The organism is Planctobacterium sp. AWM4_229 (assembly GCF_056160305.1).
This window is the reverse complement of the sequence record NZ_JBSWWX010000004.1, coordinates 466,931-482,195: the sequence shown is the minus strand read 5'-3', so window position 1 is coordinate 482,195 and position 15,265 is coordinate 466,931. Positions and strand designations below refer to the sequence as shown.

The following is a 15,265-nucleotide window of genomic DNA, read 5'->3' as shown; positions in this document are numbered from 1 at the left end:
AAAATGTTTGAAATTTACTTGCAATTCAAAATGTAACCGCTTACATTTTGAATTCTAAAAGCTTGTTTTTGTGTTACCAGAGAAATACCAATTAGTATTAATTGGTGTATGAGGCTCGTTAGCTTAGCGGCTTTTTGAGCCTCTTTTTTTTACTAAATCGTTAAAGTCACAACTTTTTTTCAGTGGTCGGTCCAAATCTGGTAAGAAAAGGCGTAGGATTTATTTATTACTCTTTCTGCAGTAGCGGAGAGAAAACCAAGACGTTGCATCCCATCTAAAAACAACAAAGCAACGATAAACTGAGAGCGACTTAACCTGGCGCAGAGAATTTCTGCATATCATGGTTTTCTTCACTAATAACAAACGGTTAATTTTTAAACGTTTGTTTACTTTTTTGTGAATTTTCTTTTCCCTGCTAACTCAGTAACAATCTTGGTGCTATGATTTTGTAAATGCAATCCAAAGGAATATGCCGAAATGTCACGAAATATAGCGATGATCCTGGCTGGCGGTGCCGGTACCAGACTTTTCCCATTGACTCAGACCCGAACTAAACCAGCAGTGCCCTTTGCCGGCGGTTTACGACTTATTGATTTTGTACTCAATAATTTCGTTAACTCAGACATTCTGAAGCTGTACGTACTGACCCAGTTTAAGTCGCAATCGCTCAATATTCACTTACGACAGGCTTGGCACATCACAGGCTTAACCGGTAACTTTATCGATGCCATTCCGGCGCAAATGCGCATGGGCAAGCGCTGGTACGAGGGCACGGCAGATGCCATCTATCAAAACTTACGCCTGATTGAGATCCACGAGCCAGACAACGTATTTATCTTCGGTAGTGATCACATCTACAAAATCGATATTCGTCAGGTACAGCGTTATCACGAAAAAATGGACGCTTCACTAACAGTGTGCGCCATCCCTGTTCTGGCCTCTGAAGCTGCCGGGCGATTCGGTGTTATCGAAGTAGACGAAGATTATCGAATGATTGGCTTTGAAGAAAAGCCGGAAAACCCCAAAACCATTCCGGGTCGCCCTGATTTGGCACTGGTTTCTATGGGCAACTACGTATTTAAGAAAGATAAATTATTCGAATACCTCAGCGCAGACGCCGAAGATAAAATGTCTTCTCATGATTTTGGCCACGATATACTGCCAAAAATGGTGGCTGATGGTGAGCCAGTATTCGTTTACGATTTCAATCGCAATGAAATTCCAGGTGAAGCTGAAACCGCTAACCACAGTTACTGGCGTGATGTAGGTACAGTGTATTCTTTCTGGGAAGCCCACATGGACTTGTTGGTAGCAGAGCCAGAATTTGATTTGTACAACAACCGCTGGCCTCTGCGCAGTTATCACCCACCAGTACCACCAGCGAATATTATGGCCGATGATGAAGGCAATCACTGCACGGTATTAAATTCCATGATCAGCTCTGGCAGCGAGGTCACTGGCGCCCACATCGAACGCAGTGTTTTAGGCTTTAACGCCAAAATCCACAAAGGCACCAGAATGGTGGAAAGCATCATGCTGGGCAAATGTGAAGTAGGCGAAAATTGTGTACTTAACCGCGTTATTGCCGATAAAAGCGTTAAAATAGCGCCTAACACCCAAATTGGTGTTGATTTAGAACTGGATCGCTCCCGCGGCTTAACCGTGTCTGAAGAAGGTATCGTAGTTATTCCGAAAAACATGGAGATCGGTTTCTAGTGGAAGTTCTGTTCGTCGTATCAGAAGTTGAAGGTTTAGTAAAAACCGGGGGCCTGGCCGATGTTGGTCGGGCTTTGCCAGTAGCCCTTAAGAATTTTGGCCATGATGTTCGGGTTATCTTGCCCTATTACAAAGCCATCGCTGAAAAGTTTGAATCCCATCAAATCTCAGATACACAAGTGTTGTATGCCAACGACAGGCAATATCATTACAACATTCGGCAAATGGATCTGGATGGTCTTTGTGTTTACCTGATTGATTTCCCTCCGTTTTTTGACAGAGACGGGATATATACCGACAGTTATCACGCCTTCCCGGACAATGCTGAGCGCTATGCGTTCTTTTCCATGGCGGCACTGCACGCTGGTACCTGTATCGGATTCAAACCGCAAATTGTGCATTGTCACGACTGGCATACGGCACTGGTGCCTTTTTTCATGCGTCGCGACCCCACCGGCTTTTACGCCCAAAGCCGTTCGGTGCTAACAGTACACAATGGTGCATATCAGTGTCAGCACCCCTTGCATGACATTCCTTTTCTGCATCCCTATGAAGAAATTGCCGCCCAAAAAGACAATATGGGCGCCATTAACTTTATGAAAATCGGCGTTATGAACGCCGATAAAATAAATGCAGTAAGTCCTCACTACGGCTATGAGCTCAAAACACCACTGGGTTCTCATCACATGTACCATGAGTATATGACGCGCCAGCACGACCTGACGGGCATACTCAACGGTTGCGATTACAGTCAATGGGATCCGGCTACCGATCCGGAGTTACCCGTTAATTATCACGCTGATGATATGTCTGGCAAGGTGAGTTGTAAGCAGGCACTGCAAAGTGCCGTGGGCTTACCAGAAAACCCCGACATTCCGCTGTTTGGCATGGTGTGCCGCTTAACGGAACAAAAGGGCTTCGGTTATCTTCTGCCAATTCTGGGTCATTTGATGCAACACAACGTTCAGCTGCTTATTATTGGTACTGGCGATCCATCAATTTGTGAAGAGCTGCATCATTTTGCCCATCAGGAGCCAGAGAAATTTGTGTTCCGTGAAGAGTTCAGTAATCACATGGCGCACTTACTGGAAGCGGGCAGTGATTACTTCCTGATGCCTTCACTGTTTGAGCCCTGCGGGTTAAATCAGATGTACAGCCTGGCTTATGGCACCATACCCATTGTTCGCGCTGTAGGCGGATTAAGAGATACGGTGATTGATCTGGAAGAAAACCCGGATCAGGCTACGGGCTTTGTATTTCACAGCGCTGATAGCTCTGACTTGCTAAACTGTTTGCGCCGCGCAGCATTGTTTTATTACGAATACCCGCAGCAATTCAAAGCAATGCAACACAGAGCCATGCACACCAAATTTACCTGGGAAGACGCAGCGCGCAATTACACAGGGCTTTACGAGGATGCCCTCAGGTCATAAAATCCTGAGCAGATCAGTAATATTTCAAGGAATAAGCTTGTTGCGCTTTGGTACTCTCAGGAAACTCACCTTATTACCGATGGCGGTATTGCTGTCGGTGATAAGCTTTAGTTCATACTCACTACCTGAAACCTGTATTCAAGATCCACAGCGCCGCGACCAATGCCCGCGTATCATCTACAAAAGTGCTACTTTACCGGACCCAAAAACAGGTGAAGACAAAAACCAGTTGGTTTGTATCTGCCTGACAGATTTCGAAGATCTTCTTGTAGAAGAAGAAGATACCGTAGCAAAGCAAATCAAGCAGATGCGGATTAATTCCTGGACTGCACAGCTAGGGATAACTGAGGAGCAGTTAAAGGAATTAGTGAAGTACTAAGAAGTCCCAATAAAAAAATCACTTACCGGCCCCATTGAGGTGGGTGCGACTTGCCCCAGCAATACCGGCACTAACCAAAGTTCACCTTGTATAAGCTGATAAACTGCATTCTGTTGATAAATTCGCGCCAGATTATGAGCCTGCGATTCGCTGGCAAATATCAAAAAACTCGGCTCACTCCAGCTAAATGTGGTATCGCCCACTAAAAGTGACTTAAAGTCAATGTTTTTACTTTTCAAATAACGCTGTAGCTTTTGTGTTTTGCGCCGATTAAACGATTGTTCACAAAGCTGACTTTGGGGATTGCAGGCAGAAATTATGAATCCTGTTGCAGATATAAAGCTTTGCGCAGACGAAGTGTGAATTTTTATGTCCTGATAGGCCTTCCATAGCCTGAAAACTTGCGCTTCTGCATTTTTTTTCATAAGTTTTTAGAGTTGTAGTTTCAATTATGGCCACTTTATATCAATATGGTGATTGTCTGAACGTCAGTTCGCCGAATACAAGAATGCGCTGAATGGGCTCTGAATCAAAATTTTTGTCAATTAAACGATTGTTTGTCTGGGTAGTGATGGGCGTGGCCACCCTCGCACTATTTTTAGCCAGCAGTATCTCCTTTTATACCCAGGTAACCACCTATAAAACTGAACTCATTGATCAGGTTGAAATATTTGGTGAGTTAATCGCCCGTAACGCCCAAAGTGGTATTGCCTTCGATGATAACATTACTGAAGAAGAAAACTTGCTGGTGCTCTCCGCTGCTGAATTCATAACCAACGTGCACATATACAAGGTCACCCCAGATGGCGAGTTGTCGTTTTTTGCCAGTTACAACAAGAAGGGTCAGGCTCCTATCCAGGCCATGTATGACAGAGTAGAGGAACTGAAAGTCCCCATCATTAATGAGAGCCAGGTAGAATTTATCAAGCCTGTTTCCATCGACGATACCATCATTGGTTATGTTTATCTCAGGGCTTCCGCCAAGTCTCTGCAAGATTTAACTGTGAACAGCATTATGATCAATCTGTTAGTGCTGTTAGTAACGCTAACCGTGTGTTTTATCATTACCTTGAGATTACAACGCACAATCACCGATCCTATCGATGGCTTGGTGAACCTGGTAACCGATATCGCTCACAAAAAAGATTATTCGAAACGTGCAGAGCTGGCCAACGTCAAAGAGCTCAATCTGTTGTCGTCGTCTTTTAACCAGATGTTAGACCGAGTTCAGGACCACATGCAGGCACAAAAAGAAGCCGAAACTGAGCACCTGAGATTGGCGCAAAATCTGGAAGAGAAAGTTAATCAGCGAACCCAGGCTCTGAAAGAAGCAAACCAGGAATTAATCCAGACTCTGGAAAAACTGCATCAATTCCAGCGTCAAATGGTACAAAACGAGAAGATGGCCTCATTGGGCGACATGGTGGCGGGTGTAGCTCATGAAGTTAATACGCCAATCGGACTGGGCGTAACAGCATCTACTATGATGCTGGATAGACTGGATGAACTGAAAAAAGCCTTTGAAGAAAAAACCCTCAAAGCCAGTATGCTATCGAAGTTTATGAATGAGGGCGAAGAAAACCTCAATATTATTTATCGCAACCTGAACCGAGCTGCTGAGCTTATTTCCAGCTTCAAACAGGTGGCCGTAGACCAATCTAGTGAGCAAGACCGCGCCTTTAGCTTTAAACAGCTGATGGATGAAATACTGTTATCCATGCGCCCCAGACTTAAGAACCTGTCTCATCAAATTAGTATCGACTGTGATCCAGAGCTTTGCATTGAAACTAAAGCAGGCCCAATTAATCAAATTATGATCAACCTGATAATGAACTCCATCATTCACGGCTTTGAAGATCAACAAAACGGAGCGATAGTGATCCATGCGGAGCTTATCGATAGCGATAAACTCAACATCACCTATACCGATAATGGGCGCGGCATACCGGAACACATGCGCAAACGCATTTTTGACCCTTTTGTAACCACTAAGCGCGGCCAGGGTGGCAGTGGTTTAGGCATGCACCTTGTATTCAATCTGGTAACGCAAGCATTGAATGGCTCAATTTCACTTTCAAGTGAAACGGGCCATGGTGTTGAATTTAACATCGTATTTCCGGTTAAACGGGTAGAACCGGAAAAACTGCTGCAGAGTTCCTGATGAATTTAAAGGTAATCAAGCATTTAACCAGTATTCTGGTCATGTCCTTGGCGACGTGGCAGACAGGCTATGCGCAATCCTTTAAACCAGAAGAACTCAGAGCCTCATTTCTTTACCACATTGCCCATTACACCAGCTATCCAGATGAAAGCTTTAGTGACGATACCTTTAACTTTTGTTTTATGGAAGACGCTAATCAGTCTCATACCAAAGTCTTCAATAAACTTCCTAAAAAACGCTTAAAAGACAAAGATATCAGGCTGGTTAGCCTGCAAACACCAGAACAATTAACTGGCGATCAATGCCAGGTTGTCTTCATCGGCAAACAAGCAGAAAGCCAGGAGCTATTCGCCAAACTGGAAGAATTAAACAGAACGATTGTTTCTGTTGGAGAAACGCGAGACTTTATTGAAAATGGCGGAATGATCACCATAGTACCTTTACAGTCGAAAATGCGCATTTTCTTCAGTCAGGAGCAATATGAGAACACTTCACTTAAATTCAGCTCCCTATTGTTGAAACGTGCTAATTTCCGATAAACTGTAACCAGGTTACAAAATAAAAATAAATGACAACAATCTCAGGTGAGATCATGCAAACTCCAAATATATTGATAGTAGAAGACGAAGTCGTAACAAGAACTACGCTGAAAAGTTTATTCGAAGCTGAGGGCTACGGTGTATTCGAAGCGGAAAATGGCGAAGAAATGCATGATCACTTCGAAAATAACACCATCGACCTGGTGATCATGGATATTAATTTACCGGGCAAAAACGGGCTGATTCTGGCTCGCGAAGTGCGAGATAAGAAAAACGTCGGCTTGATATTTTTAACCGGTAGAGACAACGATGTGGATCGCATCCTGGGTTTAGAAATTGGAGCAGATGATTATCTCACCAAACCATTTAATCCACGCGAGCTGACTATCAGAGCCAGAAACTTGTTGGCCCGAACCAGTAACGCCAATGAAGATGAAGATCTGCCTAGTAAAGTTAACTTTAACGGTTGGGTATTGGACGGCGATAGCCGCAGCTTAATTTCTCCATCCGGCAATGAATTCAGATTGCCGCGCAGTGAATTCCGCGCCCTGCACCTGTTCTTGAGTAATCCAGGTAAAATCCTCACTCGTGAGCAGCTTATCCTGGAAATGACTGGCCGTGAATTGCGCACTAACGACAGAACTGTCGACGTCACCATCCGTCGTATACGCAAGCACTTTGAAAGCGAGCAAGACGCCGAGGATTTGATTGTCACCATTCACGGTGAAGGGTATCGCTTCTGCGGATCTGTAGACGCTTAAGCGTCAAACTAATATAAAAACGGCCGCTTCAGCGGCCTTTTTTGTATCTGTAGGTCGAGATTTATCCTTGAGAATCCGCTCAATTATTTGAAGTTTTTCCAGTTCCTTTTTCCGTTGAAAATATCTTTATGTTAATAAATTCATAGGGTTATCAAGTCAAAGTGTTTAACCAAAAAGTTGAGAGCATTAGGATGAGTGTGCTAACGAAGTGTAATATTGTCGTTTCTCGTGGAAATGAATAAACCACCCCATTTCCCCTCATGAAGCGCCATTGAAAAACGATAAGCAAGTTGCCGGTGATTTTCAGGGAAGAAAATCAAGTCACGCCTAAGCATGGACGCGCATCGTGACGACGGAAACTTGCAGTTTTTCAATGGATTAAGCGTAATGCGGGGAGCCTTTTTCTTTCGCATACGGTTTCTTTTTGGCAAAAAGAAATGGTATGTGGACCAAAGGGATTTGGTTCAGAAAAGCCATGGATGGCGTCTGTCAGACACAATTGAAGTCAAAAAAGATATGGGGATTCTCAAGGATTTATCTCGACAACAATATGTAAATCAGCACCTTATCTCTAATGGAACATATTTTGTCGGGGCGCCGACTGCGCCTCAAGGGGAGCTGCTGCGCCCCAAATATAAGGGAGCTTAGTTGACCTGTCCCATTTCAAAACGGCAAATACAGATCAACTTGATTTTGTAGCGATAAAATTTCTAACAGAGACTCAATTGACAGCAGAAAACCTACTCTCCGGCAACGGACATGGATTCCAGCAATAAACTCCCGGTGAAGATACTGCCGCGTTTTTCTACGTCGTTACCCACAGCCACGATATTCTGATATATATCTTTTAAGTTGCCTGCAATGGTCAGTTCGTGCACTGGATATTGGATAACCCCATTTTCCACCCAATAACCTGCGGCTCCGCGGGAGTAATCTCCGGTAACTATATTAACGCCCTGCCCCATCAACTCAGTTATGAGTAATCCGGTGCCCATTTCTTTAAGCAAATCAGCCTGAGTGTGACCCGTATCTTTAACTAACCAGTTGTGAATTCCACCGGCGTGACCATTGGTTTTAGTACTCAGTTTGCGGGCTGAATAACTGGTTAACAGGTAATGATTGAGTACGCCATTAGTAACAATGTCCATGTCATAAGTGGCAACACCTTCGTTATCAAATACGCTGCTGGCCAGTGCTCGTTTAAGGTGTGGCCTTTCCAGAATTTCAAACCACTCAGGAAACACCTGCTGTCCTTTACTGTCCAATAAGAAGCTGGATTTACGATACAAGCTACCACCGCTGATGGCACTGACAAAATGTCCGATGAAGCTTGGCGCCAGCTCTTTGTCGATGATCACTGGCACTTTGCAGGTATTAACTTTTCTCGCACCTAAGCGGCTAACCGTGTTTTTTGCTGCTTCACGGCCCACATCTTGCGCGGATTGCAATTTATTGGCTTCACGAGAAACGGTGTAGGCGTAGTCCCGTTGCATGTCATCCCCGTCCCCGGCAATCAATACACAACTCAGACTGTAACGAGAACTTGGATAGCCAACATTCACCCCATGGGTATTGCCATAAACCTTCAGACCAATATTGGCGTTGTAGCTGGCACCGTCTGAATTACTGATCTTATCATCGCAATCCAACCCCGCTGATTCAGCCTCAAGCGCCAGTTGTAATCCCGCGTCAGTATCGAGATCTACCGGATGATAAAGCTCAAGGTCGATGTTTTTATCCACCATTAACTCTTTTTCAGCCAGGCCAGAGCAGGGATCTTCACCTGTGTAACGCGCTATCGAAATGGCTTTTTCAACCGTTAGTGCCAGCGCCTTTTTGCTCAAGTCAGCAGTTGACGCACTCCCCTTACAGCCGTCCACATAGACGGATATTCCCAAACCACCGTCATTGGTAAATTCGACGGTCTCCACCTCTTTTAAGCGGGTAGCAACGGCAATACCTTGTACTTTACTGATGCTAGCTTCGGCGTTATCTGCGCCCCCAACTTTGGCCATTTTTAAAACATCCGCCACGACTTCTTGTATTTCGGCGAGTTGTTGCTCAGCGTGCATTACTGTTTCGATCCTTTCAATTGTGCTAATCCACAAGTATTCATTGGTATTAGCACGGGCAATGGTTACAATCATGCCAAGTGTAACACCAAAGTGAAGGTTATGGGCGAAGATCTGTTTTCAGATTCCGACTCGGAATTTGACGATTATAAAAGTAAAACCCAGCTCAAAAAAGAAATGTTGGCGCTGGTTAAATTGGGTGAACAGGTAGTGGAACTGGGCGTAGCTGCGCTGAAAAAGATCCCCTTGGATACGGAAGTGGCAGAGGCAATAGATATCGCCCGCAACATGAACCGCAAAAAACCATCCTATCGACGACAGCTGCAATTTATTGGCAAATTGCTACGCAATCGGGACGAGGAAGACGTTGCTGCGATTACCCAAGCATTGGAAAATTTACAAGGGCAGCAATATCAGCTAAAAGCCCATTTCCACAAACTTGAAACATTGCGCGATAAACTTGTTGACCAGGGCGACGATGCACTGCAAAGTTTGTTGCAGGAATATCCACAATTGGACCGACAACGTCTGAGACAATGGATACGACAGGCCAAAAAAGAGCGGGAACAAAACAAGCCCCCTAAAGCCTATAGAGAAATATTCCAATACTTAAAACAAGAAATACAAGAGTGATAAAATGCGCGCTAACATTTTTGCTGTCTTCCTGATTTTCCTTATCAGTGGTTGTGGTGGGGGTTCATCGGGTGCCAATGGACCCGATCCATTCAACCCAACAACAGACCCTGTTATTGATTTATCCATCGCTATTTTAGACAGCAACTGTGAAGCGGTCAGCGACAACACCTTCACTGCAGATGAAGACATTTGTGTGCAAGCGACTCTCACCAGTGACGGAAGTGCCTATTCAGGCCAGGCAGTGGCTTTCTCGCTAGATTCCACTATTGCCAGCCTGAGCACCACGAGCACCTTAACCAGTGCTGATGGTATTGCGCAGATTATTATATCCAGCAATGGCGTAGATACCGGTGCTGCCACCGTCACAGCGACATATGATGGTAACACCGCTTCAGAGAGTTTCGAATTTACCGCAGGCTCTACCAATGCCGTGATTGCTCTGCAAGTATCAGTATTGGACGGCAATTGTCAGAGCGTGGACATTCCTACTTTTAGCACCTCGGATTCTATATGTGTTCGGGCATTACTCACCAGCGACGATAACCCGGTATCGGGGGAAATTATCAGTTTCACCCAAGGCGCTGCCATCGGTACTTTGAACAGTACAACGGCTTTAACCAATGCCAGCGGCATTGCTGAAACCACAATTAGTAATGCAGACCAAACCACTGGAGCAACAACCGTTGTAGCAACATTCGATACCATTAGTAGTTCAGCCAACTACGAATATGTGGCGGATGCACAAGGCCCCATTCAGATTTCTATAGCGGTATTAGAGCAAGACTGTAATACCGAAGCCCAAAGCTTTGGCACCAACGAAGAGATCTGTGTGCGCGCATCACTGACCCGAGGTGAAGAAGGTGTCAGCAATGAAATCGTCAGCTTTTCACTATCATCAGATTTAGGCAGCTTAGATAGAAGCACCGCGCTTACCGATGCCCAAGGCAACGCCGAGGTTACTATCACCAATACTGATGCAACTATTGGTGCTGCGGCAGTTACTGCCAGCTACGAGTCACTCAGTAGCTCACTCAACTATGAATATGTCACAGTGGATACCACAGTGACTGCGTCGCCTACCGTCACCGTAGCTCTGCTGCGTGATGGTTCTCCGGTCAGTGCTTTTCAAGCTGGCGATACCGTTAACGCCCAAGCGACGGTGAGAGATTCCGACGGCAACGCTGTGGTTGGCGGCATTGTCACTTTCTCGATTCAGGGCACAGGTCCGGTACTAACACCAACTTCAGAACTTACCGGCATGGGAGGCGTCGCCGAGGTGGACATTAGCGCCACAGAAAACGATTTAGGTGCCTACTCATTACAAGTAGAAACCACGGTAAACGACATACAAATCAGTGCTGCCAGTAATTTTGCGGTGCGTTCTGCCGGGGCAACTGTAGAAGGCGAAATCCGCTTTGGTCATATTGATGGAGATGGCAACTTTGTTGAAGGTATTATCGGCTCATCCATTGCCGATGAAAACGGTGATGTCACCATCAGTGCAGGTGCTACAACGGGTTTTGACGTCGCCCTGGTGGACGAAAATGATGCTCGCATAACTACGCCGACTCCGATTACCTTTACCTCCACTTGTGTAGCCAATAGTCAGGCCACCATTGATGAAACCGTTACCACCATCAACGGTGTTGCTTCGGCCACCTTTGAAGATTTAAGCTGTGCCGGTGCCACTGGTAACTCGGACCAAATTGTTGCCTCTGTGGTTATCAATAACGAAACCCTTACCATTACCCGAGACCTGGCAATCGAAGCTGAAGGCATTGGCTCAATTTCATTTGTATCGGCAACACCTGATGCCATGGTGTTATCCGGCACTGGCGGACAAAACTCCAGCTCAGTATCAACTTTGGTATTTCAGGTTAATGGCGATTTGGGCAACCCACTGGCGCAGCAGGAAGTGACTTTTTCCTTGAATACAAAAGCAGGCGGTTTATCACTCGACCCAGAGGTAGGTCTAACCAACAGTTCAGGCCAGGTAAGTACTCGAGTCACTGCTGGCACGGTCCCTACTCCTGTCAGAGTAACGGCTGCTGTAGTATCTACAGAGTCTACGGTTATTCGTACCCAATCTGACTTACTGACAGTCAATACTGGTTTACCAGATCAAAATAGCTTTACCTTAAGTGCCAACATTCTTAATCCTGAAGCATTTAACGTCAGTGGTGAAACCGTAACGATTACTGCCAGATTGGCAGATATATTTAACAACCCTGTGCCCAACGGTACTACCGTAAATTTCACCACTGAATACGGTAGTATCGAAGGCAGTTGTGAGACAGGTGAAGATGCAAATGGCGATATCGATCCGACACTGGCAGCCACAGGCACCTGCTCAGTTACCTGGACCAGTCAAAACCCTCGGGATGATGACGACCATAGAAACACAATTCTTGCCACGGCAATAGGGCATGAAACCCTCTTTGATGGAAACGGCAATAATGCCTATGATTTCAATGACGATGCTGACATAGGCGATCTTTACGATGGTGATGGCGGTCCTATTTCAGATGATACTGACTCCGGCTTTGGCGTGAATGAATATGGCTCTGTTGGATTTGTAGACTACTCTGAAGCTTGGGTGGACTACAACGAAGACGGCAGCCGTCAGGACTCAGAACCGTTTATTGATTTCAATGGCGATGAAGCTTTCAACGCTGCAGATGAATTGTTTAATGGACCACAGTGTAATTCAGAAACCCGATGTGAAGAAACTGCGCGTTCAATACATATTCGAAGAGCATTTACTCTTATCTTATCATCCTCTGAGGCTTATTGGCGTATTTACGCGTCGCAGAGCGCCGAAGATGAGGAAATCTACGTAAACGAAAACATCATCGCGAAATTTGACCCAAATGTGACAATAACAAATGAATCTGTGGTCGATGGCATTTTTGAGCAGCCTGACGACACCATCTATAATTATTACATCGTTTATTATGATACTAACGAGCAGGTTTTGGCCTCAGGTACTGAATTGGGTACCATTAACTCCGATGGGGAGATATCAGTTACAAACGACACCGTTGGCAATACCAATCAACGTGAAAACCCGATAGTACCTGGAAATGTTAACCGGCTTTTTACATATCAGAATGAAAGTGGAAACGGAGATACTTCGGCGTTAGAAACTTTCTCTTATGTTATCGATAGTCCTTCTGGTGCACGCACTAACGTAGAATTTTCTCTAGCAAGAGCTGCCCCCTAATTTGCTAGTAATCCAACTAAAAAGCCCCGAAATCGGGGCTTTTTTAATGAGTGTTTGAAAATACTGTTTTAAGCTGTACCACCCACAGTAAGGGCGTCCACTTTTAAGGTGGGCTGACCCACGCCAACAGGCACGCTTTGACCGTCTTTACCGCAAACACCAACTCCGCGGTCCAGTTCCAGATCGTTGCCTATCATGGAGATTTTTTGCATCACTTCCGGACCATTGCCAATCAAAGTCGCGCCTTTAACTGGAGACGTCACCTTACCATTTTCAATCAAGTAGGCTTCGGAAGTAGAAAATACAAACTTACCGGAGGTGATATCCACCTGACCTCCGCCAAAGTTTGGTGCCCAGATGCCTTTGTCTACTGTTGAGATAATTTCTTCCGGCGTGCTATTGCCCGCCAACATGTAGGTATTGGTCATTCGAGGCATAGGTAGATGCGCATAAGATTCGCGACGCCCATTGCCGGTAGGCTCTACGCACATTAGTTCGGCATTGACCTTATCCTGCATGTATTTTTTGAGAATACCGTCTTCGATAAGTACATTGTATTGTCCCGGCGTTCCCTCATCGTCGTAGCTTAAAGAGCCGCGTCTGTCTGGCATGGTGCCGTCATCCACAACAGTAACGCCACTGGCAGCTACCTGCTCCCCGATACGACCAGAAAAGGTAGATGCGCCTTTGCGATTAAAGTCACCTTCTAAACCGTGCCCCACCGCTTCGTGTAACAATACTCCGGGCCAACCTGCACCTAACACCACCGGCATCACACCAGCTGGCGCTGCCACAGCCTCCAGATTAATTCTGGCCATGTGTAGGGCTTCATCGGCGATAGACTGATAGCGCGGAGCTCCATTGTAGTCTTCTCTGAAATACAGATAACCCATACGGCCACCTGCGCCAGAACTACCTCGCTCTCTGCGACCGTCTTTTTCCAGAATCACTGAGCAATTCAAGCGAATCAGCGGGCGTAAATCGGTGGCCCAAGTGCCGTCCGACGCTGCCACCAGGATTTCTTCGTATACTCCAGATAAACTCACCACCACCTGCGATACCTCTGGCGCTTGCTGGCGGATGTAATTGTCGGTGATGCGCAGCAAGTCGATTTTTTCAGATTCAGTCATTTGCGCTAATGGATTACTGGAGGTATACAACGCCCCCTGCTCCAACGTGACAAACTTATTGAGGCTTTGGGTGCCACCATGGGCGGAAATACTGCGCGCTGCTCCAGCGGCGTTTAACAATGCTTCACGGGTTATTTCATCTGAATAGGCAAACCCGGTTTTTTCACCGGAGACTGCCCTTACCCCTACGCCGCGCTCGATATTGTAGCTACCGTCTTTAATAATCCCGTCTTCCAATACCCAGCTTTCGTGTTGACTGGCCTGGAAATACACATCAGAAAAGTTATTTTGGTGCTGTAATATCAGATTAATGGATTCTTCAACATCAGCACGGGTCAATCCCGACCCTTCAATAAGGTGCTGTTCAACTGAATTAGACAAGCTTGCTCCTGAATCTGTTTTGCTGCTTTACCGGCATTGTAGCGCGGATCTGCTCAAGGTACGAAAAATTAACGTCGGAATAGATAAATCCGGGGGACTCAAGGGTTTCCATGAGTAGCTCACCCCAAGGTGAATAAATACAACTATGGCCCCAGGTCTCTCTGCCATTGACATGTACACCCGATTGATTCGCAGCCACCAGATAACACTGGTTTTCGATACTTCTGGCCTGCAGCAACGGCTGCCAGTGGGCCTGCCCGGTTTTTTGGGTAAAGGCAGCCGGTAACGCCAATACGTCAACTTCGCCCATTGCATCAAATAACCCCGGAAAACGCAGATCGTAACAAACTGCCACCCCCAAAGTACCGAAAGGCGTATCGGGAATGACGCAGATTTCATTGCCCGCCTGGGTGTACCGTGATTCTTTATAACTTCGGGTATTGTCCGCCACCTCCACGTCAAACATGTGGATTTTTTGGTAGTGAGCAATAACCTGGCCGTGGTTATCAATCACAAGACTGGAGGCGGTAAACTTGTCTGGTTCTTCGCCTTGCAGGGGAATGGTGCCACTCACCAACCAGATGTTGAACTCCCGAGCCAACTCCACCAGTCGTTGCTGAATAAGCCCTTCACCAAAGGATTCTGCCTGCTCAAGGGTAGATTTATCCGACGCACCAAACCAGGCAAAACACTCCGGCAGAACAACAAGGCAAGGTTGCTCGAAGACCATGCCCTGCAAAGCTTCACGAATTTGCCGAAAATTGGCTTCTACATCCGGTTCTGATGTCATTTGGATTGCTGCGATTATGGCCATATTGTTGTGCTCTTCTAATG

At 45.9% G+C, this 15,265-nt stretch carries 13 protein-coding genes; 9 read left to right on the top strand and 4 right to left on the bottom strand.

From position 1 onward, the window contains the following. Positions 1-477 precede the first annotated feature (477 nt). Genes glgC through ACXAGP_RS11380 form a run of 3 tightly spaced genes read left to right on the top strand, consistent with a single transcriptional unit; the run spans position 478 to position 3,528 of the window. Positions 478-1,716, top strand: coding sequence for a glucose-1-phosphate adenylyltransferase (gene glgC / locus ACXAGP_RS11390; RefSeq protein ID WP_475261476.1), 1,239 nt, complete (start codon positions 478-480; stop codon positions 1,714-1,716). Next, the gene (gene glgA / locus ACXAGP_RS11385) at positions 1,716-3,149 is read left to right on the top strand and encodes a glycogen synthase GlgA (RefSeq protein WP_475261474.1); all 1,434 of its coding nucleotides are present in this window, start codon (positions 1,716-1,718) and stop codon (positions 3,147-3,149) included. The genes glgC and glgA overlap by 1 nt, the downstream gene beginning before the upstream one ends. A gap of 37 nt (positions 3,150-3,186) precedes the next feature. After that, positions 3,187-3,528 carry a hypothetical protein gene (locus ACXAGP_RS11380; RefSeq protein WP_475261473.1) on the top strand — a complete coding sequence of 114 codons (342 nt, stop codon included), beginning with the start codon at positions 3,187-3,189 and terminating at the stop codon, positions 3,526-3,528. On the opposite strand, the gene ACXAGP_RS11375 is transcribed toward ACXAGP_RS11380, so the two are convergent. Further along, on the bottom strand, positions 3,525-3,953 hold the full coding sequence (locus tag ACXAGP_RS11375; protein ID WP_475261472.1) for a DUF3293 domain-containing protein: 429 nt from the start codon (positions 3,951-3,953) through the stop codon (positions 3,525-3,527). The genes ACXAGP_RS11380 and ACXAGP_RS11375 overlap by 4 nt on opposite strands. A gap of 92 nt (positions 3,954-4,045) precedes the next feature. On the opposite strand from ACXAGP_RS11375, the gene ACXAGP_RS11370 reads away from it, so the two are divergent. From ACXAGP_RS11370 to ACXAGP_RS11355, 4 genes are all read left to right on the top strand, one after another. Further along, a complete protein-coding gene (locus tag ACXAGP_RS11370) occupies positions 4,046-5,689 on the top strand; it encodes a sensor histidine kinase (RefSeq protein ID WP_475261470.1) in 1,644 nt (547 codons plus the stop codon). Beyond that, on the top strand, positions 5,689-6,228 hold the full coding sequence (locus tag ACXAGP_RS11365) for a YfiR family protein (protein WP_475261469.1): 540 nt from the start codon (positions 5,689-5,691) through the stop codon (positions 6,226-6,228). Before ACXAGP_RS11370 ends, ACXAGP_RS11365 begins: the two co-directional genes overlap by 1 nt. 53 nt (positions 6,229-6,281) lie before the next feature. Next, complete coding sequence (gene arcA / locus ACXAGP_RS11360; RefSeq protein WP_338294190.1) at positions 6,282-6,989, top strand: two-component system response regulator ArcA; 708 nt, start codon at positions 6,282-6,284, stop codon at positions 6,987-6,989. 333 nt (positions 6,990-7,322) lie between these two features. Continuing rightward, entirely contained in the window at positions 7,323-7,637 is a 315-nt protein-coding gene (locus ACXAGP_RS11355) for a hypothetical protein (RefSeq protein WP_475261468.1), read from the top strand. Between the two features lie 92 nt (positions 7,638-7,729). Here ACXAGP_RS11355 and pmbA read toward each other — a convergent pair whose 3' ends face one another. Continuing rightward, a complete protein-coding gene (gene pmbA / locus ACXAGP_RS11350) occupies positions 7,730-9,061 on the bottom strand; it encodes a metalloprotease PmbA (RefSeq protein WP_475261553.1) in 1,332 nt (443 codons plus the stop codon). A gap of 102 nt (positions 9,062-9,163) precedes the next feature. On the opposite strand from pmbA, the gene yjgA reads away from it, so the two are divergent. Both yjgA and ACXAGP_RS11340 read left to right on the top strand, forming a co-directional pair. Continuing rightward, complete coding sequence (gene yjgA / locus ACXAGP_RS11345) at positions 9,164-9,694, top strand: ribosome biogenesis factor YjgA (RefSeq protein ID WP_475261467.1); 531 nt, start codon at positions 9,164-9,166, stop codon at positions 9,692-9,694. 4 nt (positions 9,695-9,698) lie between these two features. Continuing rightward, positions 9,699-12,920: an Ig-like protein, group 1 gene (locus ACXAGP_RS11340; protein WP_475261465.1), complete on the top strand. Its 3,222-nt coding sequence runs from the start codon at positions 9,699-9,701 to the stop codon at positions 12,918-12,920. A gap of 68 nt (positions 12,921-12,988) precedes the next feature. Here ACXAGP_RS11340 and tldD read toward each other — a convergent pair whose 3' ends face one another. Further along, on the bottom strand, positions 12,989-14,431 hold the full coding sequence (tldD, locus tag ACXAGP_RS11335) for a metalloprotease TldD (RefSeq protein WP_475261464.1): 1,443 nt from the start codon (positions 14,429-14,431) through the stop codon (positions 12,989-12,991). After that, positions 14,424-15,245 carry a carbon-nitrogen hydrolase family protein gene (locus tag ACXAGP_RS11330; RefSeq protein ID WP_475261462.1) on the bottom strand — a complete coding sequence of 274 codons (822 nt, stop codon included), beginning with the start codon at positions 15,243-15,245 and terminating at the stop codon, positions 14,424-14,426. The genes tldD and ACXAGP_RS11330 overlap by 8 nt, the downstream gene beginning before the upstream one ends. Positions 15,246-15,265 lie beyond the last annotated feature (20 nt).